This is a genomic window from Nocardia gipuzkoensis, assembly GCF_021183645.1.
Lineage (GTDB): Bacteria > Actinomycetota > Actinomycetes > Mycobacteriales > Mycobacteriaceae > Nocardia > Nocardia abscessus.
On sequence record NZ_CP089225.1, the window covers coordinates 887694 to 909864 of the forward strand.

Genomic DNA, 22171 nt, shown 5'->3' on the forward strand with positions numbered 1-22171 from the left:
GACGCCGGGACCGTCCGCCTGCGCGGTCCCGGCGCTACTGCTGTTCGTCACAGTCGTCCAGTATCCGGTGTAACGGGGGTCACCCGGTCACTTGGTCGCGTTGTCATAGATCACCGCTACCGAGCCGGTGTTCGGGGTGAACAGCTCCTTGTCCACCGTCTTCCAGCCGCCGAGGTCGGCGATCGTCCACAGCTTCTGCGGGGTCGGGAAGTCCTTGGCGTAGTCGGCGGCGACCTTCGGGTCCACCGGGCGGAAGCCCGCGTCGGCCCAGGCCTTCTGGCCTTCGGGGGTGAACAGGAAGTCGCGGAAGGCGACGGCTTTCTGCTGGTTCTTGCTGTTCTTCAGCACCGCGAACGGGTTCTCGATCTTGAACGTGACCGGCGGGACGATGTGCTCGATCGGATCGCCGTTGCGCTCGGCGAAGATCGCCTCGTTCTCGTAGCTCAGCAGGACGTCACCGGTGCCCTGCAGGAAGGTCTCGGTCGCCTCGCGGCCGGACTTCGGCTGCACCTTCACGTGCTCCTCGGAGACCAGCTTGCTCAGGTAGTCCAGGCCCGCCTGCGGGTTCTTGCCGCCGTCGCTCTTGGCCGCGTACGGCGCGAGCAGGTTCCACTTGGCCGAACCGGAGCTGAACGGGTTCGGGGTGACCACCTCGACGCCCGGCTTCAGCAGGTCGTCCCAGTCCTTGATGCCCTTGGGGTTGCCCTTGCGCACGACGATCGCGACCACCGAGCCGAACGGGATTCCCTTGGTGGCGTCGGCGTTCCAGCTGGTGTCCACCAGGCCCGCGTCCACGAGGCGGGTGACGTCCGGCTCGACCGAGAAGTTCACGACGTCGGCCTCGGCGCCGTCCTTCACCTTGCGGGACTGGTCACCCGAGGCTCCGTAGGACTGCTGGATCTGGACGCCCTTGCCCTGCTCGGTCTTGTTGAACTCGGGGATCACCTTGTCGAAGCCGGGCTTCGGCACGGCGTAGGCGTAGAGATTGAGGGTACCGCCGCTGCCGTCGGCATTGTCTCCCCCGACCGTGTCGCTGGCTCCGCCGCCGCACGCGGTCAGCGCGACCGCCGCTAGTGCGGCGAGGGCAACGGCGCTGTAGCGTCGGCGCGGCGAGAGCCAAGATTTGCGAGCCATCGGGGTGGACCTTTCTTGCGGACCGCCAGTTGTCCGGAAATACATCGGTGGCGGCGACCATCTGTTTGGTTCAGCAGACCTGCCGGTCGGGTGATACGGCAGTGGCGCGACTATCGGCCCAACGGGCCGCCGGGAAGCAGAGCAGATCCACGAGAAGCGCGCCAGTCTACTGGGAAACGAGACGCGGACGTGCCCGGTTGCCGATCAGCGACAGTAGATATCCGCGACCGCGAGATCACCGACAGCAATCAACGCCAATTCATGGCGGACCTGCGGGACGGCGCTCGAAGACACGGGCAGACTTTAGCAGAGCGGACGACGGAGTTCGAATCGAAGAGTCGCTGGAAGAGGGGGTTTTCATCCCATGACCAGTAGTCCGGACCGCCTCCGCGCCGAATTCTCCGGCATCAGTACCCGCACCGGGGAGCATCCCGCCGACCGTACCGCTCTGGTTACCTCGCGGTCACCGACGGGGTTCGACGTGGTGCTGCGCACCTACCGCGCGAACTTCGACCAGTCGTGCGCACGCTGGGCCGGGATGCCGGAGCGGCGGCGAGCACCGTCGCACACGAGGTCGGCGAAAGGCGGTTCGGCGACCGGCGCGAGCTGACCTTCAGCGGGTGAACAACCAGGCGACGACGATGAGCACGAGCAGGGCGACGAGGGCGAGCTGAACCCGCGAGCGAGGCATCAGTGCGCCCCGCTCTGCACCGGGGTGCGGGCCGCGGTGACCTGTTCGGGCTCGAGCATCGCCGCGCCGGCCGGGACGGGCCGCGCCGGTGCCGGATCGGCGCCGTACCTGCGGTCCACCATGCGCAGCACGGCACGCAGTACGCGATCGAGCCCGTAGGCGATGGCGAAGCTGATCGGGACCATGCCCACGAGGACGACGAGGAACTGCGGGATGAACGGCAGTCCCGCCACCCACAGCTCGAAGCCGTCCCACCATCCTGCGATGCGATGCACGGTTCCAGCCTAGTGCGTCCGGCGGCCGCCTCCACGGGGCCCATCCGGCCACGGCGGCCGACCCGTGGCGCCGAGCGGTGGACGCCGGGTGCGCATCGGCCCGAAGATGGGGTATGGCGTCCTCCGATGACCTCACCCTGAACGACTCCGACGGCCTGCCGACGAGCTTGTCCGAGCCGACGAGCCTGTCCGCACCGCACCGGCACGGCGCCTACCCGCCGATCGACGACTACGCCTTCCTGTCCGACTGCGAGACCAACTGCCTGGTCGCCAGCAACGGCGCGGTGGAGTGGATGTGTGTGCCGCGGCCGGATTCGCCGAGCGTCTTCGGGGCCGTCCTCGACCGGAGCGCGGGGCACTTCCGGGTCGGACCCTACGGCGTCAACGTGCCCGCCGCCCGCCGCTACCTGCCCGGCGGGATGATCCTGGAGACCACCTGGCAGACCGGCACCGGCTGGCTGATCGTGCGGGACGCGCTGGTGCTCGGCCGTTGGCACAACAACGATCAGCGCAGCAAGACCCACCGCCGCACCCCGATGGACTGGGATGCCGAGCACCTGCTGCTGCGCACGGTGAAATGCGTGAACGGCACCGTGGAGCTCGAGGTGAGCTGTGAGCCGGCGTTCGACTTCCACCGCGCCACCGCCCGCTGGGAGTACACCGGCAAGGTGTACGAGGAGGCGACCGCCGTGCGCAGCGACGATCCGAGCGCAGGCCCGACGCTGGTGCTCACCACGGATCTGCGCCTCGGACTGGAGGGCCGGGAGGCCCGCGCCCGCACCAGGATGACGGAGGGTGACGAGGTCTTCGTCGCGCTCACCTGGTCGGAGCTGCCCCCGCCGCGCACCTTCGAGGAGGCCGCCAACAAGATGTGGCAGACCACCGAATGCTGGCGCCAATGGATCACGCTCGGCAAGTTCCCCGATCACCCGTGGCGCAACTACCTGCAGCGCAGCGCGCTCACCCTCAAGGGCCTCACCTACGCGCCGACCGGCGCGCTGATGGCGGCCGCGACCAGCTCCCTGCCGGAAACCCCTGGCGGGGAACGCAACTGGGACTACCGCTACACCTGGGTGCGGGATGCCAGTTTCGCGCTGTGGGGCCTGTACACGCTCGGCCTGGACCGGGAGGCCGACGACTTCTTCGCGTTCCTCAACGACGCGACCACCGGTGAGAACGGCGACCCGGTTCCGCTGCAGGTGCTCTACGGCATCGGCGGTGAACGGCAGCTCGACGAGCTCAGCCTCGACCACCTCAGCGGCTACGACCATTCCCGGCCGGTGCGCATCGGCAACAACGCCTACAACCAGGCCCAGCACGACATCTGGGGCACCATGCTCGACGCGGTGTACTTGCACGTGAAGTCGCGCCAGCAGGTGCCGGAGACCCTGTGGCCGCTGCTGGTCCGCCAAGTGCACGCCGCCATCGAGCACTGGCAGGAGCCCGACCGGGGCATCTGGGAGGTGCGCGGCGAGCCGCAGCACTTCACCTCGTCCAAGGTGATGTGCTGGGTGGCGCTGGACCGCGGCGCGAAACTCGCCGAGCTGCACGGCCAGTACGAGCACGCCGGAGAGTGGTACGCGATCGCGGAGGAGATCAAGGCCGACGTCCTGGCCAAGGGCGTCAACTCCGAAGGCGTGTTCACCCAGGTCTACGGCGGCGACACTCTGGACGCTTCCCTGCTGCTGGTGGTGCTCACCCGCTTCCTGCCGCCCGAGGACAACCGCGTGCGCGCCACCGTGCTCGCCATCGCCGACCGGCTCACCGAGAACGGCTTGGTGCTGCGGTACCGGACCGAGACCACCGACGACGGTTTGAGCGGCGAGGAAGGCGCGTTCACCATCTGCTCGTTCTGGCTGGTCTCCGCGCTGGTCGAGATCGGTGAGATCCAGCGCGCCCGGCACCTGTGCGAACGGCTGCTCGGCTTCGCGAGCCCGCTGCGGTTGTACGCCGAGGAGATCGATCCGCGCAGCGGCCGCCACCTGGGCAACTTCCCCCAGGCGTTCACCCATCTTGCGCTGATCAACGCCGTCACCCACGTCATCCGCGCCGAGGATTCCCGGCACGCGGGCCGGTTCCAGCCCGCGCACACCCCGCAGGGCCATCCGGTCTGACCCGGCGATCGGCCTACGCGGGGACCAGCCCGTCGGCCTCGTCGCGCAGCACCCGCAGTTTGCCCAGCCGCGCCTCGAGGTCGGCGATCCGCTCCGGCCCGCGGTCGCCGTACTTCCCGTAGTTCTCCTCGGCCAAGCGCAGCGCGTCGTCCGCGCTGCGCGAGACCTCGGTCGCGATGTCGGTGAAGTGGTCGCGCAGTACCCGCTGCATGGCGCGCAAGCGGTTGCGCGACTCCTTGCCGACTTGGAAGATCACGTCGTCCATCAGGCGGGCGACCGCCACCTTGGCCTCGGCGCGGCGGCGCAGCTTGCGGTTCTTGCGATCGTCCCACAGCGCGTTGACGCCCAGCAGCACGCCCGCGCCCGCCGAATACCAGTTCACCAGCGACATGCCCAGCAGGCTGGTGGCCAGACCGACCATCAGGATGCCGCCGTAGGAGCCGCGCAGACCGGTGAGGAACTGCTGGGTCACCCCTGCCTTCGCGCTCTCCAACGGCTCCAGGGGCTGCACCGCTTCGAGCACCTCACCGGGATTGGTCAGGCGCAGGTCCGGTAGCGGCGCGGTCCGGTTGTCGGCCGGGAACTTGGCGGCCACCTGCTCGGACAGCTCCATCGAGCGGTAGTGTGCCACGGCGAAGTTCTCCTCGACCGCCTCGCAGATGCGCGCGTCCAGATCGGCGCCGAATTCCTTCCACCGGCGCGCCGGATCGGTCTGGGCGATCTCGGCCTCGGCGTCGCGGATCAGGCTGCGCAGCCGGTGGCGCAGGTCGTGCTCGATGTCGGCCATCAGTTCCGTCGCGCCGTCGACCAGGGTGACCTGCCAGTTCGCGGTGCGCTGGCGCAGCTGGTCGGCCTCGTCGCGGGCGCGCACGAGCTGGTCGGTGATCTCGGCCTTGCGCCGCGGATCGCGCAGCGACTCGGCCTCGGTGCGCAGCGTGAGCGCCAAGTGATCGCAGACCAAGCGGATGTCCTGGACGGCGGCTTCCAGCGCCACCGCGTCGGCGCGGGCGACCACGTAGTCGCGCAGGTGATCGATCAGCTGCGGCACGCCGGACTCGATGTCCCGCTGGTAATCACCGGTCATCCCGGCCTGCCGGTGCAATTCCGCGGACACCGGCGCCACCGCGAAACCGAGCCCCGCCGAGTCGAGCAGTTCCCGATTGCGCTGCTGGGTGTGCGACCAGTGCGGATACACATCGATCTTGTTCAGCACACAGACCACCGTGGGACAGATCTGCTGGATGCGCTGCAATTCGGCGATCTGCTCCATGGTCAGCTCGGCACTCGCGTCACCGACGTAGAGCACGGCGTCGGCCGCGGCGATCATCGACCAGGTGGTGCGATTGTCACCCAGCCCACCGGGAGCGTCCATGACGACGACACCGTCGGCGAGCAGCGAACTCGGCTGGGTGAACTCGGCGCGGACGACGCCCTGGGTGGCCAGCGCCGGACCGGGATCGAGCGGGTCGACCGACTGGCGCTCGGTGCGGCCGAATTCGGTCTGCCGCACCAGCGTCGCGGTCGGCTCGGGGCCGTACTCGACGATCACCGGGACGCTCAGATCGCTGTTCGTCGCACTGACCGAGGCACCGACCAAGCTGTTGACCAGCGTGCTCATGCCGTTCTTCGGATGGCCGACGACCACGAGTCGCACCCGGGGATCGCTCACCCTGGCGCGGACCATGCTCAGTCGGCTGCCGAGGTCGTCGCGTCCCGCGCATCGGGCCGTCTCCCGCAGCTCGTCGAGTATTCGGATGAGCGGGGCCATCGCGTCCGGATGTTTCACCGTCGCAGCCTTCAGCCCGGCAGCGGCAGACAACCCTCCTCCTTACTCTCGGTGACTCTTGTTCTGGTACCCCCTGCGGACGCTCCGCAGACCTCGCCGACTCTTGTAGCCCTGCTACATCAGCGAGACGTCCGACACACCGGACGCCTGGTGGTGCATATCCGCTATGGCCGGATCCGGCAGCAACCCACTCGAGAGACCGCCATAGGACACCAGCGTGAGTGCGGAGTGGTCGTAGGTGTGCTCGGCGACCACCGAGGTGTCGGCCGCCAGCGGCGCCGAGATCCCCTGCGGCTTCGGGTCGATCACTTGCGGTTTGATCGGTGCCTGGGTGGGCACGGGAGCGACCTGGGTCGGCGCCATCGGAGTGTGCGGCTCGACGGTGGGCGCGTGCGCCGGGGCGCTGTAGGTCGGCTGGTCCGGCGCGGAGTACGTCGGCTGCGACGGCCTGCTCACGGTCGGCACGTCGTCGGTCGGCAGGTCGTGCGTCGGGACGTCGGCGGTCGGGTAGGCGTCGTTGGTCGGGTAGGGGCTGTTCGAGGTGCCGCCGGTGCTGGGCCGGCCGGTGACGCCACCCGGGGTCGTCACGTCGTCGTCCGGGGTGGTCGAGCCGGGCGCCGGGGGCTTGGTGACCGTCGCGCCCGGTGTCTTGGTGGTCGGCACGTCCGGGGTGGTGACGCCTCCGTGCGGCAGCGTGGTGGCGCCCGGGAGCTTCGTGACGTCGAGATCCGGCGTCTTCGGCACGGACGGGGTGGTCACGTCGCCCGGAACGCTCGGCGTCGGGGTGGTCTTCACGATCGTCGTCGGCGCGGTCCCCGTCGGCGTGGACGGCTGGGTGGGATGGGACGGCTGCGGGTCGGTCACCGGCGCGGGCTTCACCGCGGGCGTCGGCCGTACCGCGTCGAACAGCGCGGGGACCGCCGCCGCCGGAGCGGTCAGCACGGACGCGCCCTCCGGCGCGGCGAGCACATTCGCGATCGGGGTCGAGGCGGCATCGGGCTGGATCGTGGTCTGCAGCGGGGTGGCCGCGACGACCGGAGCGGCCGCGACCGCCGCGGGTGCGGCGGCAGGAGCCGGGACGGCGGGGGCCACCGACGCGGCCGGCGCGACAGCGGCAGCATGGGCGGGCGCGACCGGCGCCGAGGCGGCCAGCGGCTGCGCGACGCCGGACGCCGCCTGCGACTGCGCGACTCCCGCCGACGAGGACTGCGCTACGCCGGACGCCTGCGTCCCGGAGGTGCCCGGTGACGTGAGTCCGCCGAGCAGACCGGAATGGCCGTTGCCCGGCGCGTGCGGGTCGGTGACCGGGCGCTCGGTGCCGTCCGGCACGTGGATGCCATCGGCCAGCCAGTCGGTGTACTGGTCGAGCTGGTCGCCGACGTGCCCGGCCGCGGCGTCGACCTTCATCTCGGAGGTGAAGTAGATCCCGTTCGGGCCGATCCCGAAGTCGACCGACCACTGGGTGCCGACGAACATCCCGAGATCGCCGTCCTGGCCGACGCCGTCGAACGGGTCGCCCGCCGTGGGCGCCACGCCGAGTCCACTGTTGCCGGGCAGGTCGAAGACGGTGGAGCCGGGCGCGACGAAGCCGTTCGTCCCGGGCAGGCCGAAGCCGTGCCCGGCTTGGCCCAGCCCGTGGCCCGGCAGGCCGAACCCGTGGCCGCCGGGCGCGTCGAGGTCGTTCGCGGAGTCGGACCGGGCACCGGGCACCGGCAAACCGCTGGAGACGTTGCCGTCGGTCCCTGGAATGGTCAGTCCGGTCCCGGAACTGCCGTCCGCACCGGGGATGCCGCCCAGTCCGGGGACACCGCCTCCGGAGTGTCCGGGCAGTTGCATCCCGTGGCCGCCCGCGTCGCCGCCGGGCAAGGTCGGTAGCGGGAACCCGGCGTCGGTGCCGCTGTAGTCGTCGCCGAACGTGGGCAGCGATCCGGCGGGCCCGGCACCGGTGCCCGGAATGGTGAACTCGGGCGCGGGCAGGGAGCCGGGCGCCGGGTTTTTATGTGCCACCGGGACATTCGAGCCGTGCGAAGCGAACGGCGCGGGCTCGACGACCGGGTCCGGGAAGGTGACGACCGGGCTCGGCTGATCGGGATCGGGATCGGTACTGTGCGCCCAGCCGGTTTGCCAGCTGTCGAGGCGGGACTCGCCGGGCTGCGCGGGAACGCCGCCGCCGTTGGCGGCCACCAGGGCGCCGCCGGTGACGTAGGCGCCCGCCCGCGCGACCCGCGCGACGCCGGTGGCCACACGGTAGGCGGTGTCGCCTGCGCGCTCGGCCCCTTCGGTGTGCTCGTCGAAGGGCAGATCACGCGTCATAAAAGGCTCCACTCTCGGTTCTCCAGCATCCTCACCGCGCCGGTCCGACCAAGTGAAGATCACCCAACAGTATTTCGGGAATACTCGCCTGTCACATTCTCCAGGACTGTAGAGAATACGACTGTGGTGAGCAACACAACCCTGCCATCCGAATTACCGGATCGGAAGCCCTATTTCCGGTGGCCTTCCCCAACGCGCGCCGTCTGGAATACGCGCCACTACCAGGCCGGATCGAATGCGTCCTGACCGCGACGGCGTGCGGCGGCGAACGCGGCCGGGAAAACTAATAGAACTCTAAGAGTTGCCAGAGGAGTGCTGAAGATCCGCGCCCTACTGTCGAATTCGGCGAACCACCCGTTCGGCAGCATCGACGCGCAGGAGACCACATCATGGGCGCATCAACCGGCGGAGTCTCGGCGCAGGACGCACCGGCCCTGCCCGAGTCGACCGCACCGCCTGCCGTCTCAGACTGTGGGATTAGATTGACCCCATGGCCGGACAACGAATCTTGGTCGTGGACGACGAGGTTCGCCTCCTCGCGTCGCTGCGGCGCGGACTGGAACTTTCCGATTTCGAGGTCGTCACCGCGGTCGACGGCGCGGCGGCGCTGAGCATGGTCCGCGCCGCCACGCCCGACGCGATGGTGCTCGACGTCAACCTGCCCGAACTCGACGGCGTCGGCGTGGTCACCGCGCTGCGCGCGATGGGCAACGACATCCCGATCTGTGTGCTCAGCGCGCGCACCGCGGTCAGCGACCGGATCGCCTGCCTGGAGCGCGGCGCCGACGACTACCTGACCAAGCCGTTCGATCTCGGCGAACTGGTCGCACGGCTGAACGCGCTGCTGCGGCGCAGCCAGAAGCCGGTGCGGCGGCCGGAGGGGGTGCGCACGGTGGGGCAGGTGCGCATCGACCCGGCCGGGCACCGGGTGCTGGCCGCGGGCAGACCGGTGGAGCTGACGAAGCGCGAATTCGAGGTGCTCGCGCTGCTCGCCGAGCACACCGGGATCGTGCTCGGCCGCGAGCAGATCCTGTCCGCCGTCTGGGGATACGACTTCCCCACCGACACCAATGTCGTCGACGTGTTCGTCTCCTATCTGCGGCGCAAGCTGGAGGCGGACGGCGCGTCCCGGGTGATCCACACCGTGCGCGGCGTCGGCTTCGTACTCCGGGAGGAACCATGAGCGGGTCACCGTCGCTGCGTACCCGGGTGGCCGTGGTATCGGGGGTGGTCGCGGCGCTCGTCGCGCTCACCCTGACGGTCACCTTCACGGCCCTGCTCGGCGCCACCGGCGAACGCCAGTTGGACGAGACCGTCTCCTCGATGGCGGTGCGCGTCGCACCGCCTCTGAAAGCCGGTCCTGCGCAACAGGTTCCACCTTCCGCGGCCACCTTGTCCCCCGAGCAGGCCCCCGCGGACGCGGCGGACGCGCGGCTTCCCGGTATACCGGGCGACGCGGCGATCGCCCGGGTCGACGGACTGCCCGGCGTGCTGGTCGCGCTCGATCCCGACCGCGACGTCGTGACGGCGGCCATCCATCGCAGCCAGCGCATCGGCCTCGGCATCGGCGTCGCGGGCGCGCTGCTGGCCGCGCTGCTCGGCTGGTACCTGGCCGGATTCGCCGCACGGCCGCTGCGCAGGCTGGCCAACGCCACGCACAGCATCGACACGTTGGAGCAATTGCCGCCGCTGTCCGGCCGCGGCGCGCGGGAAGCCGAGGAACTCTCCGACGCGATCACCCGCATGCTGGCCCGGCTGGAGGCCGCCCACCGCGCCACCAACCGCGCGCTGACCAGCGCTCGCGACTTCGCCGCGGTCTGCGCGCACGAGCTGCGCACGCCGCTGACCGCCCTGCGCACCGATCTACAGGTGCTGGCCACCAAGGAGATTCCGGCGCAGCAGCGCGGCGCGATCCTGGCCGAGGTGCTCTTCGCCGAACAGCAGATCGAGAACACGCTGACCGATCTGGAACGCCTGGCGGTCGGCGAGCTCACCGGTCCGGACGTCTTCGAGCCGTTCGATCTCTGCGACACCCTGGACCGGGCGGTGCACGACGCGCGCCGCAGGCACCCCGGGGTCCGGGTGGAACTCGCCGAATGCGCCCCCGTCACCGTGACCGGCCTGCCCGGCGGCGTGCTGCTCATCGTCACGAATGCCGTCGCCAACGCCGTGCAGCACGGTCATGCCCGAACCGTCGTCGTCAGCGCCCGATCCGGCCCGCGCGACTGCGTGGAAATCGTCGTCGACGACGACGGCCGCGGCGTCCCCGAGGCGCTGCGCGGGGACGCCTTCGACCGCTTCGTGAAAGGGCCCGGCTCCCCCGGCTCCGGTCTCGGGCTGGCCTTGGTCCGCCAGCAGGCCGAATTGCATTCCGGCACGGCGGAACTCGACGAAAGCCCGCTCGGGGGCGCCCGCCTGCGCGTGCGACTGCGCGCGACGGGCTAGCCGCCTACTTCTTTTCTTTCGGCTTGTCCGAAGCGGCGTCCGAGGACAGCGCCGCGACGAAGGCTTCCTGCGGGACGTCGACGCGGCCGATCGTCTTCATCCGCTTCTTGCCTTCCTTCTGCTTCTCCAGCAACTTGCGCTTGCGGCTGATATCACCGCCGTAGCACTTGGCCAGCACGTCCTTGCGGATGGCGCGGATGTTCTCGCGCGCGATGATCTTCGAGCCGATCGCCGCCTGGATCGGCACCTCGAACTGCTGGCGCGGGATCAGCTCGCGCAGCTTGGTGGTCATCTTGTGGCCGTAGGCCTGCGCGGCGTCGCGATGCACGATCGCGCTGAACGCGTCCACCGCCTCGCCCTGCAACAGGATGTCCACCTTCACCAGCTGCGACTCCTGCTCCCCCGACTCCTCGTAGTCGAGGCTCGCGTAGCCGCGGGTACGCGACTTCAGCGAGTCGAAGAAGTCGAAGATGATCTCCGCCATCGGCATCGTGTACCGCAGCTCGACGCGGGTCTCGGACAGGTAGTCCATGCCGCCGAGCTCGCCGCGGCGCGACTGGCACAGCTCCATGATCGAGCCGATGAATTCGCTCGGCGAGATGATGGTGCACTTCACCACCGGCTCGTAGACGTTGCGGACCTTGCCTTCCGGCCAGTACGAGGGGTTGGTGACCACGTGCTCGGCGCCGTCCTCCATCTCCACCCGGTACACCACGTTCGGCGCGGTCGAGATCAGGTCGAGGTCGAACTCGCGCTGCAGGCGCTCGCGCGTGATCTCCATGTGCAGCAGGCCGAGGAAGCCGCAGCGGAAGCCGAAACCGAGCGCCACCGAGGTCTCCGGCGTGTAGGTCAGGGCGGCGTCGTTGAGTTGCAATTTCTCCAACGCGTCGCGCAGGTCCGGGTAGTCGGAGCCGTCTACCGGGTACAGGCCGGAGTACACCATCGGACGGGGCTCGCGATATCCGGTGAGCGGTTCGGACGCGCCGCCGCGAGCACTGGTCACGGTGTCGCCGACCTTGGACTGGCGCACGTCCTTCACGCCGGTGATCAGGTAGCCGACCTCGCCGACGCCGAGACCCTGGGTGGGCTTGGGCTCCGGCGAGACGATGCCGATCTCCAGCAGCTCGTGAGTCGCGCCGGTGGACATCATCTTGATCTTCTCGCGCGGGGTCAGCTTGCCGTCCACCACGCGGACATAGGTGACCACGCCACGGTAGGTGTCGTAGACCGAGTCGAAGATCATCGCGCGGGCGGGCGCGTCGGCGTCCCCGACCGGCGGCGGCACCTGGGCGATCACCTGGTCGAGCAGCTCGGTCACGCCCTCGCCGGTCTTGCCGGAGACGCGCAGCACGTCCGACGGCTCGCAGCCGACGATGTGCGCCAGTTCGGCGGCGTAACGCTCCGGGTCCGCGGCGGGCAGGTCGATCTTGTTCAGCACCGGGATGATCGTCAGATCCTTGTCCAGCGCCAGGTACAGGTTGGCCAGCGTCTGCGCCTCGATGCCCTGCGCGGCGTCGACCAGGAGGATCGCGCCCTCACACGCCTCCAGCGCGCGGGACACCTCGTAGGTGAAGTCCACGTGGCCGGGCGTATCGATGAGGTGCAGTACGAAATCGGTGCCCGCGTGCTCCCCCGTTCGCGGCTTCCAGGGCAGCCGCACGTTCTGGGCCTTGATGGTGATGCCGCGTTCGCGCTCGATATCCATCCGGTCCAGATACTGCGCGCGCATCTGCCGCTCCTCGACCACACCGGTCAGTTGCAGCATCCGGTCGGCCAGCGTCGACTTGCCGTGGTCGATGTGCGCGATGATGCAGAAGTTCCGGATCCGGGCGGGATCGGTGAACGTGGTGTCGGCGAAGCTGGCGGGCACTCCACTCCTCATGGGTATCGGCAAACTGCCCTCCATCGTCCCATGATGCTGTGTTGGTTTTTGCAGCGCCTGCGGCGCTGCGTGTTCGCGGCCCCGAGAAGTCTCGCGTCCGAGCGACCGAGACTCGCGCCTACGGCGCATGCGCTTCGGTCACTCGGCCGCGAGACGGGCCGCGAACGGTGCTCGTAAGACTCGCACCCGGCGGGCCGAGAGGGTGGTCGGGCGGCGGGCTCGTCGTGTACCGGCCGGCGTGGCACGAGTGGGATTTGTCTGGTCGGTACAGGATGGGCGCGTGCGTCCGACCTCACGGCCTGCTCGCGTCGTGAATGCGCCCGGCGACACAACGGATCCCGGGCAGGTGAGAAGCGGCGGGAGCGCCGTTATTCTCCAGGGATGCCCCGAAGTTGGAACTCCCTCGGCAAGCAGATCGGTCTCATCGCCAAGCAGCAGGGTCCCAAGATCGTCAAGCAGCAGGGCCCGAGGCTGGTCGACCGGCTGGTGGGGTCGCTGGCTCAGCGGCGCGCGCCCGGCGCGGTCTCCGTGCGGCCCGCCGCGTCGATTCCGGTCCCCACCGCCGAGCGGGCGCGGCAGATCGTCTACTCCCCGCAGTTGGACGGCCGCGCCGACCCCGGTGAGATCGTCTGGACCTGGGTGCCGTTCGAAGAGGACCCGAGCAACGGCAAGGACCGGCCCGTGCTGGTGGTCGGGCGCGACCGCCGCACGCTGCTGGGTCTGATGCTGTCGTCGAATCCGGAACGCGCATTCGACCGCAATTGGATCGGCATCGGCAGTGGGGCGTGGGATCACGACGGCCGCCCGAGCTGGGTGCGGCTCGATCGGGTGCTCGACGTACCGGAAGCGGGGATCCGCCGCGAGGGCGCGATCCTGGCGCGCAAGACGTTCGACCTGGTCGCCCACCGGCTCTGCGCCGAATACTCCTGGCACTGACCTCCGCCATGGCACGCGTACTCGGACCGACCAAGATCGCCATGCTGATCACCGACGTCGGTTTCCTGCTCTATTGGACGATCGCGTTCGCTCAGGTGATCCCGCCCGAGTGGGCGTACAAGGACTACACCGATCCGATTCTCAGCGACTGGAACTACTCGTTCGTCGTGCTGGACCTGGCCGCGAGCGTCACGGGCTTGGCAAGCCTGTGCCGCACACCCGGCTGGCGCACCCTGATGACGGTATCGCTGACGCTGACCAGCGTGGCCGGGTTACAGGCCATCGCGTTCTGGACGCTGCGCGGCGATTTCAGCCCGCTGTGGTGGGTGCCCAACCTCTTTCTGCTGCTGTTCCCCATCCCGGCGCTGGTGACCCTGGTATGCGCCGGGCCGCAGGAGCGTACGGCGAGCTGACCGGGCAGAGCGTTCCGGCCCCGGCCAGGCGACCGGGGCCGGAACGACGCGCCGCGCGTCAGGAGATCATTTCGCGGGAACGGCCGTAGAGCAGGCCGTACAGCAACGCGCCGAGCGCGCCGCCGATCAGCGGGAACACGATGAACGCCCAGACCTGCCCCATCGCCCCGTCCTGGTAGGGCGCCACGGCGAGACTGCGGGCGGGGTTGACCGAGGTGTTGTCCACCGGAATCGACACCAGGTGGATCACCGCCAGCGTCACGCCGATGGACAGACCGGCCAGCGGCACGTCGGAGATCTGGTCGGTCGAGGACAGCACCACGAAGACCAGCAGTGCGGTCAGCATCACCTCGACGATGATCATCGCGGCCATCCCGAACCCGTTCTGCACGACCACCTCGCCGAGCGGCCCCCGGATCGCCGCCGGGCTGTGCTTGCCCCACCCGTTCGCGCCGAGCCCGTCCACCGACCGGTCGTACGACGGCAAGTTCTTGGCCAGTGCGAACAGGACCAGACCAGCCAGAAGCCCGCCGATCAGTTGCGCGATCACGTAGCCCGCCGCGGACACGGCACTGAGCCGGCCGAGCAGCAGATGCCCCACGGTCACCGCCGGGTTGACGTGGCAGCCCGAGATGGGCCCGATCGAGTAGACGAGGAACATCAGCGACAGACCGAAGCCGAGTGCGACGCCCAGCGGACCGACCTTCTCCCCCGCCAGCACCGCGGTGCCGACGCCACCGATCACCAGGACGAAGGTCCCGAGCGCCTCGGCGCCCCATTTTTTGCTCTCGGGAATCGGTTTGTTCTCGACAGCCTCTTCGACAACTTCCTGGGCCGTAGGAGACATCTGTCCACCTTCCGCGTTCCAGACATGTGCTCGGACGAGTCGTGGTACCGCTTCGACAACAGAGCCGCTCGACAGCAACGGTTGCTGGACAGGACGCTACGCGAGTCGGGTGCGCTCTACAACGACTTCGAGGTGGGTCGCGCCGCCGCCGGTCCGGTGTCGATTTCGTGCGCCGGACCGCGGCTGGTACCCTCGATCTTCGGCGCTGCGTTACCCGTTCACTCCGGGTGTGTCGCGCGCTCGACAAACTTTTCCCAGGGCAGACCAACCAGACAGGAACACGAGGAACCGGCGTGGCCAACATCAAGTCCCAGCTCAAGCGGATCCGCACCAACGAGGAAGCGCGCAAGCGCAACCAGTCGGTCAAGTCCGCTCTGCGCACCGCGATCCGCAGCTTCCGCGAGGCCGCGGCCACCGGCGACAAGGACGCCGCCGCCGAGCGCCTGCAGTTCGCCAGCCGCAAGCTGGACAAGGCCGCCTCGAAGGGCGTCATCCACGCCAACCAGGCCGCCAACAAGAAGTCGGCTCTGTCGCTGGCCTTCAACAAGCTCTGATCTACCCGGTACCGCACGTCGGTACCGCCCCGCTGTGACGCAGCCGCCGTGGCCCCGATGACCACGGCGGTTTTTGTCGTGCCCGGCGCGCCTTCGCCACAGGGTTTCGGGATTCGACCCGCGCCGTGTCAGAGGTTCCAGCTACCATTCGGCGCATGGTAACCGTGTATGCCAATCAGACGGTCGTTCGCGCCGAGGATCTGCCGGACGTGATCCGCGCGGCCGAGGTGCTCGGATTCGGACTGAAGATCGAGAATGTGCTGGTTCCCGACGACGACGGCGGTTACTCGTTGGAGTGGATCGTCACGCGGGACGAGGACGTGCCCCCCTATGAGGAGTGGGAAGGCCGCTACGAGGACGCGGACGACGACGGGGAACTGCTGCTGAGTTCCGCGGAATAGCCCTGGTCACGGCGCATCCAGACCGGCCACGAGCCGGTCGAGCGCCGCCTGGGAATCCGCGTTTGCGGCGCGGTAGATGATGATCCGCTGGTCGGGGTCCTGCACGGGCATCAGCACCTCGTAGCTGACGACCAGCGGACCCACCACCGGGTGCCGCAACGGTTTGTTTCCCCGCCCCTGTACCCGTACGTCGTGGCGGGCCCAGGCCTGCTGGAACTCGGCGCTGGAGGCGGTGAACTCGGCGATCAGGTCGGCCAGCGCCCGGTCGTCGGGGTGCGCGGCCCACGCTGCGCGCAGATCCGCGATGCCCTCCCGGATGATGCGCTCACGCTCGACGTAGAAATCCCGCATGCCCGGGTCCAGCAGGCACAACCACATGGAGTTGCGCTGCCGCTCCGGCAGGGCGCCGAAGTCGGTGATCAACGCCGCCATCTCCCGGTTCCAGGCCAGGATGTCGTAGCGGTGGTTCACCAGCATCGCGGGCAGCGGCGACAGATCGCACACCAGCATCGCCAGCGCGGCCGCGGGCACCGTGCTCGGCTTGCCGTGGTCCGGCTGCCGCTGACGCGCCAGATCGAACAGATAGGCGCGCTCGTCGTCGTTCAGGCGCAACGCCCGCGACAGCGCGTGCAATACCTCCACCGAGGGCCGCAGCCCCCGGCCCTGCTCCAGCCGCACGATGTAATCGGTGCTCACGCCTGCCAGCTCGGCGACCTCTTCCCGCCGCAGCCCCGGTGTCCGGCGCGTCTGCCTGCGTTGCGGCAATCCGAGATCGTCCGGCGTCAGCCGCTCCCGGCGGGCCCGCAGGAACGCGCCCATCTCCTGCACTCGGTCCGCGCCGCTCCCGGGCCCCGCGTAGTCACGCGCGCTACCGCCTCCGGGCCTGAGCTCGCGGCGCTGTGTTGAATCCGCGCCGCTCCCGGGCCCTGCGTGGTCACGCGCACTACCGCCTCCGGGCCTGAGCTCGCGGCGCTGTGCCGAATTCACCGTGCCAGTCATCACCGCCGATCCTACGGCTGCCTAGGACTGGCTTTCCCAGGAAGAAGCTTCCCTTACTGGGGCTCGTGCGCCGCTGAAGACTGTGTATCGACAACACGGCATCGCGAAACACAAGGAGCTGGACATGTCCGGAGCCCGCACCCTCGACACCTACCGGCTGCTCGGCCGCTCGGGCCTTCGGGTGTCTCCACTGTCCCTGGGAACCATGACCTTCGGCGCCGATTGGGGCTGGGGCGCGGACCGGGACGAAGCCCGCAAGATCTTCGACACCTACGTCGAGCGGGGTGGCAACTTCATCGACACGGCCAATCAGTACACCAACGGCACCTCCGAGCAACTGCTCGGCGAATTCACCGCGGACAGTCGTGAAAGCCTGGTGCTGGCCACCAAATACACCATGCTGCGCCGCCCGGGCGACCCGAATTCCGGTGGCAACCACCGCAAGAGCATGATCGGTTCGGTCGAGGCCAGCTTGCGCAGGCTGAACACCGACTACATCGACCTGCTCTACCTGCACGCCTGGGATTTCCTGACCCCCGTCGAGGAAATCCTGCGCGGGATGGACGATTTGGTGCGCTCGGGCAAGGTGCTCTACCTCGGCATCTCCGACGCCCCGGCCTGGCAGGTCGCCCGCATGCAAACCATCGCCGACCTGCGCGGCTGGTCACCGCTGATCGCGCTGCAGATCGAGTACAGCCTGATCGAGCGGACCGTCGAACGCGATCTCATTCCGATGGCGCGCGAACTGGGCCTCGGCGTGATCCCGTGGTCTCCGCTGGCCAGCGGGGTGCTCACCGGCAAGTACGGCCCCGCCGATCTCGCCCACGAGGCGGAAGGCTCGCCAGAGGGCAGCCGCAAGAACGTAGCCGCCGCGAACGGCTCGCTCACCGAACGCGGTCTCGCCATCGCCGAGGTGGTCAAGCAGGTCGCCAACGAAATCGGCCGGACGCCATCACAAGTCGCGCTGGCTTGGACGCTGCGCGACCCCGCGGTCACCTCGCCGATCATCGGCGCGCGCACTGCGGCGCAGCTGGAGGACAACCTCGGCGCGCTGGACGTGGAGTTCGACGCGGACCAGCTCGCCCGGCTCGAGCGGGCCAGCGCGGTGGATCTCGGCTTCCCGCACGAGTTCCTGAACCGCCCGATGACCCAGAGCGTCACCTTCGGCGACCTGAAGATCGAAGGGCGCGTCTGATCGTCGCTCCGTGCGGCGGTGCGAGTCGATCTCCTACCGCCGCATGCGCTGCCCGAGGTCGGTCGTGCGCTGTGGATGCCGGGTAGCACCGCGGCAGTGGTTCGAACGTCGTGACGAGAACCACGATCCGATGAATTCCGGCTCGTCACTTCGTCCGTATCGGTGACAGCGCCGACCGCGGAGGGCGACGATGGACCTGGACAAGATCATGATGTGGACGCGCGCCGAACGTCTCGGGGTCGCCGACTTCCTCGACGACCTGGACGACCACGAGTGGGCGGCCGACTCACTGTGTCCCGGCTGGACCGTGCACGACGTCTCGGCCCACCTCACCCTGTCCAATCGGGTGACTCTCGGGGCGACCATCGCCGGAGTCGTCCGGGCACGAGGCGACTGGAACCGGATGACCGAGCGGATGGCGCGCGATCGCGCGAGCCGCTACACACCCGCAGAGTTGATCGCGCAGCTGCGCGAAGGCGCCGGATGGAGTCGGCGAGCGCCAGGCGCCGGGCCACTGGATCCCCTGGTGGACACCATGATCCACGGGCAGGATATCGCCCGGCCGCTCGGGAGGCGGCGCGATATGCCCGCCGAACAGGCCGTCGTCGCGCTGGAGCACGTGCTGCGGAGCCCCTTCTACGGCAGCAAGAAGCGTCTGCGCGGCGTGCGTGTGGTGGCCACCGATGCGGAGTGGTCGGCCGGTAGCGGGCCGGAGGAGATCCACGGACCCCTGAGCGATCTGTTGCTCCTGGCGACCGGTCGGGCGGCCGGGCTCGCGGGGGTGACCGGGACAGGTGTCCAACGACTCGCGCAGGCGCTGTAGTCCAGCGCTCGCACCGAGCCGTGGCCGCACGCGATGGCGCACAGCATCTTTCGGCTCCGCCCGAGCGGCGCCTTCTCCAGGAGCACGCTCTGCCTATTTCGGATCCACCGTACGCTGAGGGTCTGTCCAGGAAGTTCCGGCGATGCCGGGAGCTCACGAACCCTCTGCCTGCGGCATCGGTGACAGCGTCGCCCCGGCCGTCCGCAGTCGCTCCGCCAAGGTGTGACAGCGTGCCGCGAGCTCCGGAGGGTCGAGCACCTCGAAGTTGTGCCCGAGCAGCAGCACGTGCGCGAGCACGACGTCGAGGCTGTTGTCGGCGCCGCTGAGCACTTCGCAGCGCTCGTTGTCTCGCGGACGTACGACGGCGGCAGACGCCGGAATCTGCCTGCGCACGGTGTCGGCCGACGCGTGCACGAGAAAGCGTGCGTGGTGCGGATAGACCCGGCACGCCACACCCTCTTGGACGTAGGTCGCCGCGTCGGGCGCGGCACGCGGACGGAAATGCCAGGTCCGAGCGGCCACATCGGTCATTCGGTCGACACGGAAGGTGCGCCAGTCGTCGCGATCGAGGTCGTAGGCGAGCAGGTACCAGCGCCGGTCGGAGGCGACCAGGCGATAGGGCTCGACCCGCCGCCGTGTCCGGCTCCCGGACGGGTAGTCGAAGCCGGCCTCGACCTCGTCGCGACAAGCTCTGGCCAGCACCATGAGCGCCTCCGGGTCGACCGGCGCGTGGCCTGTGCCGAAAGACTCCACCGAGTCGGCCAGCGCGCGCACCTCGTGCCGCAGGCGGGTGGGCAGCACCCGGTCGAGTTTGGTCAGCGCCCGCAGCGCGGCGTCACCGGCACCGGTGATCGCGCCACCCGCGCCGACGAGCAGTGCGACCGCGGTGGCGATCGCTTCCTCGTCGTCGAGCAGCAGCGGTGGCAGGTCTTGCCCCGGCCCGAGCTGGTAGCCACCGCCGACGCCATTGCTGGCCTGCACCGGATAGCCGAGCGTGCGTAGCCGCTCGACATCGCGCCGGATCGTGCGCGGCGTGACCCCGAGCCGGTCGGCGAGTTCGGGGCCGGTCCAGACCTGGCGCTGCTGTAACAGCCCGAGCAGAGTGAGCACTCGCTCGGTCGTACCCCGTTCGTCACCGCCTGCCATGTTCACCTCGCCCAGCGTGCCGGAGATAGCGGACCGATTCTGTCCGCTAGGGGTGCCAGGCTAGCGCCATGGGCACAGACGAACTCGACTGGAACCGGACATTGCGCGAGCAGTGGGAGCACCACTGGAACCATCAGCTCCGCTCGCGGCTGGACGGTCTCACCGACGACGAGTACTTCTGGTCACCGGTGCCGGACGCCTGGAGCGTCCGGCCGCGCGGCGACTCGACCGCACCCGTGCCGATCGGCTCCGGAGACTTCACGATCGACTACGTCTTCCCGCATCCGGTCCCCGCGGCGTTCACCACGATCGCCTGGCGACTCGGTCACGTCATCGTCGGCGTGCTCGCCGCGCGCAACGCCGCGCACTTCGGGGCGCCCGCCGCGTCGTACGAGACCTGGGAATACGCCGGCAGCGCGGCCGCCGCACTCGACCAGCTGGAGAACCAACTCGATATCTGGCTGACCGGCGTGCGCGGCCTCGGCGACGCCGGGCTACGGGCGCCGATCGGCGCGAAGGAACCCTTTCCCGAATCGCCCATGGCCGACTTGGTGCTCCACATTCACCGCGAACTGATCCACCACCTGTCCGAGGTCTGCCTGCTGCGCGATCTCTACCTGCACACCCGACTCGCCACGAACGGAAGAGCAACCCGATGAGCCGTCAGATCCAGATCACCTTCGACGCCCACGACCCGCGAGCACTGTCGACCTTCTGGCGCGACGCACTGGGCTACGTCCATCCAGGCCCACCTGGCGTCGACCTGCCCGCCGACGCCGACCCGCTGGCCGCGTGGGAGGAGTTCCTCGCCCGTGTCGGCGTACCGCCCGAGCAGCGCAACACCAGATCGGCCATCGAGGACCCGGACGGACATGGCCCACGACTGTTCTTCCAGCAGGTACCGGAGGACAAAGTCGCCAAGAACCGCGTCCACCTCGACGTCAGGGCGGCTCCCGGGCTACAGGGAGAAGAACGGATGGCGGCACTGGAGGCCGAGTGCGCTCGGCTCGTCGGGCTGGGAGCGACACGGGTACGCCGCCATGAGCCCGCGCCCCCTCTGGACGCCGGCCATATCGTGATGACCGACCCCGAGGGCAATGAGTTCTGTTTGGACTGACCACGCGGTCACCCAAGGAGAAAACCTTCGCACGCGGGCGCCCGGTGGCTCGACGACCCGTTCTACGAAGCGGGCAGGTCGGCGCGGACCGACGAGATCGGTGCTCAGCCCGCGCCGTGCAGGTCCAGGATCTGGGTGAGGGCGTGTTCCAGCGCGTAACCGGCGTCGGCGGCGCCGCCCTTCACGTCGGCGTTGAGGCTCGCGACCACTTGGAGGGCGGAGCCGATGGTCGCCGGGGTCCAGCTGCGGGCCTGTGCCTGCGCCTTCTTCACCTTCCACGGCGGCATGCCGAGCTGCTGGGCCAGCTTGAACGGGTCGCCGCGCCCGGCCGAGCCGACGCGCGCGATGGTGTGCACCGAGTCGGCGAGCGCGTCGGCGAGCAAGACGTGCGGAACGCCCCGGTCGTTCGCCCAGCGCAGCGCCTCCATCGCGCCGGGCCGATCCCCCGCCACCGCGAGCTCGGCGACGTCGAACCCGGAGACCTCGGCCTTGCCCGAGTAGTACCGGCGCACGGCCGCCACGTCGATCTTGCCGCCGGTGTCGGCGGCCAGCTGCCCGCATGCCGCGGCCAGCTCACGCAGGTCCGAGCCCACCGCCTCCAGCACCACCTGGACGACCTCGCCGGACACCCGCACTCCGGCGGTGCGGAACTCACCGCGCACGAACTCGACGCGCTCGGCGGCCTTGGTCAGTTTGGCGCACTCGTGGGTGACCGCCCCGGCTTTCTGCAAGGCGGGTGCCAGCGCTTTGGCCCGTCCGCCGCCGGAGTGCAGAACGACCAGCACCACTCCCTCGGGCGGGCTCTGCGCCGCCTCGGTGATCACCACGACCGCGTCTTTGCCCGCCTCGGCAGCAGAGTCGAGGATGATCACGCGGTCCTCGGCGAACAGTGACGGGCTCAGCAACTCCGCCAGCTCGGCGGTGCTCGCGTCGCCCGCGCGCAAGCGATCGACCGGCACGGCGTCCGGATCCGGCGCCAACGCCCGCACCTGCGCGGTCAGCGCCGCCAGCGCCCGCTCGATCAGCAGATCTTCTTCCCCCAGTACCAAGTGCACCGGCGCCGGACGCTCGCTCACGACAGCGTCTCCTCGATGCCGGAG

General features: G+C 69.4%; 22 protein-coding genes. 12 read left to right on the top strand and 10 right to left on the bottom strand.

Annotated elements, in window-relative coordinates; all coding sequences use genetic code 11:
• Window positions 1–87: 87 nt before the first annotated feature.
• Window positions 88–1134 carry a sulfate ABC transporter substrate-binding protein gene (locus LTT66_RS04155; RefSeq protein WP_233063962.1) on the bottom strand — a complete coding sequence of 349 codons (1047 nt, stop codon included), beginning with the start codon at window positions 1132–1134 and terminating at the stop codon, window positions 88–90.
• A 204-nt stretch (window positions 1135–1338) separates the two neighbouring features.
• Window positions 1339–1428 (bottom strand): Ms4533A family Cys-rich leader peptide, encoded by a 90-nt coding sequence (locus LTT66_RS37195; RefSeq protein ID WP_312038717.1) that lies wholly within the window; start codon window positions 1426–1428, stop codon window positions 1339–1341.
• Window positions 1429–1498: 70 nt separating this feature from the next.
• Here LTT66_RS37195 and LTT66_RS37350 point away from each other — a divergent pair, with 70 nt between their 5' ends.
• Complete coding sequence (locus LTT66_RS37350; RefSeq protein WP_408638743.1) at window positions 1499–1744, top strand: hypothetical protein; 246 nt, start codon at window positions 1499–1501, stop codon at window positions 1742–1744.
• Between the two features lie 80 nt (window positions 1745–1824).
• Here LTT66_RS37350 and LTT66_RS04165 read toward each other — a convergent pair whose 3' ends face one another.
• Window positions 1825–2100, bottom strand: a complete 276-nt coding sequence (locus tag LTT66_RS04165; protein WP_233063963.1) for a hypothetical protein — start codon at window positions 2098–2100, stop codon at window positions 1825–1827.
• Window positions 2101–2213: 113 nt separating this feature from the next.
• On the opposite strand from LTT66_RS04165, the gene LTT66_RS04170 reads away from it, so the two are divergent.
• Window positions 2214–4214 carry a glycoside hydrolase family 15 protein gene (locus LTT66_RS04170; RefSeq protein WP_233063964.1) on the top strand — a complete coding sequence of 667 codons (2001 nt, stop codon included), beginning with the start codon at window positions 2214–2216 and terminating at the stop codon, window positions 4212–4214.
• 13 nt (window positions 4215–4227) lie between these two features.
• Here the strand turns inward: LTT66_RS04170 and LTT66_RS04175 are convergent, their stop codons facing one another.
• Complete coding sequence (locus tag LTT66_RS04175; RefSeq protein WP_233063967.1) at window positions 4228–6033, bottom strand: dynamin family protein; 1806 nt, start codon at window positions 6031–6033, stop codon at window positions 4228–4230.
• Window positions 6034–6114: 81 nt separating this feature from the next.
• The gene (locus tag LTT66_RS04180) at window positions 6115–8313 is read right to left on the bottom strand and encodes a hypothetical protein (protein WP_233063969.1); all 2199 of its coding nucleotides are present in this window, start codon (window positions 8311–8313) and stop codon (window positions 6115–6117) included.
• A gap of 490 nt (window positions 8314–8803) precedes the next feature.
• Between LTT66_RS04180 and LTT66_RS04185 the strand changes: the two genes are divergently transcribed.
• Together LTT66_RS04185 and LTT66_RS04190 are read left to right on the top strand one after the other, a co-directional pair.
• Window positions 8804–9496, top strand: a complete 693-nt coding sequence (locus tag LTT66_RS04185; RefSeq protein ID WP_233063971.1) for a response regulator transcription factor — start codon at window positions 8804–8806, stop codon at window positions 9494–9496.
• Window positions 9493–10758, top strand: a complete 1266-nt coding sequence (locus LTT66_RS04190; protein WP_233063973.1) for a sensor histidine kinase — start codon at window positions 9493–9495, stop codon at window positions 10756–10758. The genes LTT66_RS04185 and LTT66_RS04190 overlap by 4 nt, the downstream gene beginning before the upstream one ends.
• 4 nt (window positions 10759–10762) lie before the next feature.
• Here the strand turns inward: LTT66_RS04190 and lepA are convergent, their stop codons facing one another.
• Entirely contained in the window at window positions 10763–12664 is a 1902-nt protein-coding gene (gene lepA, locus LTT66_RS04195; RefSeq protein ID WP_408638744.1) for a translation elongation factor 4, read from the bottom strand.
• Between the two features lie 357 nt (window positions 12665–13021).
• Between lepA and LTT66_RS04200 the strand changes: the two genes are divergently transcribed.
• Both LTT66_RS04200 and LTT66_RS04205 read left to right on the top strand, forming a co-directional pair.
• A complete protein-coding gene (locus LTT66_RS04200) occupies window positions 13022–13576 on the top strand; it encodes a type II toxin-antitoxin system PemK/MazF family toxin (RefSeq protein WP_181721315.1) in 555 nt (184 codons plus the stop codon).
• An 8-nt stretch (window positions 13577–13584) separates the two neighbouring features.
• A complete protein-coding gene (locus tag LTT66_RS04205; RefSeq protein WP_233063974.1) occupies window positions 13585–13989 on the top strand; it encodes a DUF5360 family protein in 405 nt (134 codons plus the stop codon).
• Between the two features lie 58 nt (window positions 13990–14047).
• Here LTT66_RS04205 and LTT66_RS04210 read toward each other — a convergent pair whose 3' ends face one another.
• A complete protein-coding gene (locus tag LTT66_RS04210) occupies window positions 14048–14836 on the bottom strand; it encodes an aquaporin (protein ID WP_181721317.1) in 789 nt (262 codons plus the stop codon).
• A gap of 293 nt (window positions 14837–15129) precedes the next feature.
• Here LTT66_RS04210 and rpsT point away from each other — a divergent pair, with 293 nt between their 5' ends.
• Window positions 15130–15390 (top strand): 30S ribosomal protein S20, encoded by a 261-nt coding sequence (gene rpsT, locus LTT66_RS04215; RefSeq protein WP_043688709.1) that lies wholly within the window; start codon window positions 15130–15132, stop codon window positions 15388–15390.
• A gap of 155 nt (window positions 15391–15545) precedes the next feature.
• Window positions 15546–15791 carry a hypothetical protein gene (locus tag LTT66_RS04220; RefSeq protein WP_181721318.1) on the top strand — a complete coding sequence of 82 codons (246 nt, stop codon included), beginning with the start codon at window positions 15546–15548 and terminating at the stop codon, window positions 15789–15791.
• A gap of 6 nt (window positions 15792–15797) precedes the next feature.
• Here the strand turns inward: LTT66_RS04220 and LTT66_RS04225 are convergent, their stop codons facing one another.
• Window positions 15798–16610, bottom strand: coding sequence for a helix-turn-helix domain-containing protein (locus LTT66_RS04225; protein ID WP_195098176.1), 813 nt, complete (start codon window positions 16608–16610; stop codon window positions 15798–15800).
• Between the two features lie 304 nt (window positions 16611–16914).
• On the opposite strand from LTT66_RS04225, the gene LTT66_RS04230 reads away from it, so the two are divergent.
• Together LTT66_RS04230 and LTT66_RS04235 are read left to right on the top strand one after the other, a co-directional pair.
• Window positions 16915–17985, top strand: a complete 1071-nt coding sequence (locus LTT66_RS04230) for an aldo/keto reductase (protein WP_233063975.1) — start codon at window positions 16915–16917, stop codon at window positions 17983–17985.
• 190 nt (window positions 17986–18175) lie between these two features.
• The gene (locus tag LTT66_RS04235) at window positions 18176–18808 is read left to right on the top strand and encodes a maleylpyruvate isomerase family mycothiol-dependent enzyme (RefSeq protein WP_233063976.1); all 633 of its coding nucleotides are present in this window, start codon (window positions 18176–18178) and stop codon (window positions 18806–18808) included.
• A gap of 153 nt (window positions 18809–18961) precedes the next feature.
• On the opposite strand, the gene LTT66_RS04240 is transcribed toward LTT66_RS04235, so the two are convergent.
• Window positions 18962–19954, bottom strand: a complete 993-nt coding sequence (locus LTT66_RS04240) for a helix-turn-helix transcriptional regulator (RefSeq protein ID WP_233068988.1) — start codon at window positions 19952–19954, stop codon at window positions 18962–18964.
• Between the two features lie 68 nt (window positions 19955–20022).
• On the opposite strand from LTT66_RS04240, the gene LTT66_RS04245 reads away from it, so the two are divergent.
• Window positions 20023–20613 (top strand): DinB family protein, encoded by a 591-nt coding sequence (locus LTT66_RS04245; protein ID WP_233063979.1) that lies wholly within the window; start codon window positions 20023–20025, stop codon window positions 20611–20613.
• Window positions 20610–21071: a VOC family protein gene (locus tag LTT66_RS04250; RefSeq protein WP_233063981.1), complete on the top strand. Its 462-nt coding sequence runs from the start codon at window positions 20610–20612 to the stop codon at window positions 21069–21071. Before LTT66_RS04245 ends, LTT66_RS04250 begins: the two co-directional genes overlap by 4 nt.
• 104 nt (window positions 21072–21175) lie before the next feature.
• Here LTT66_RS04250 and holA read toward each other — a convergent pair whose 3' ends face one another.
• Window positions 21176–22147: a DNA polymerase III subunit delta gene (gene holA, locus LTT66_RS04255; RefSeq protein WP_233063983.1), complete on the bottom strand. Its 972-nt coding sequence runs from the start codon at window positions 22145–22147 to the stop codon at window positions 21176–21178.
• Window positions 22148–22171 lie beyond the last annotated feature (24 nt).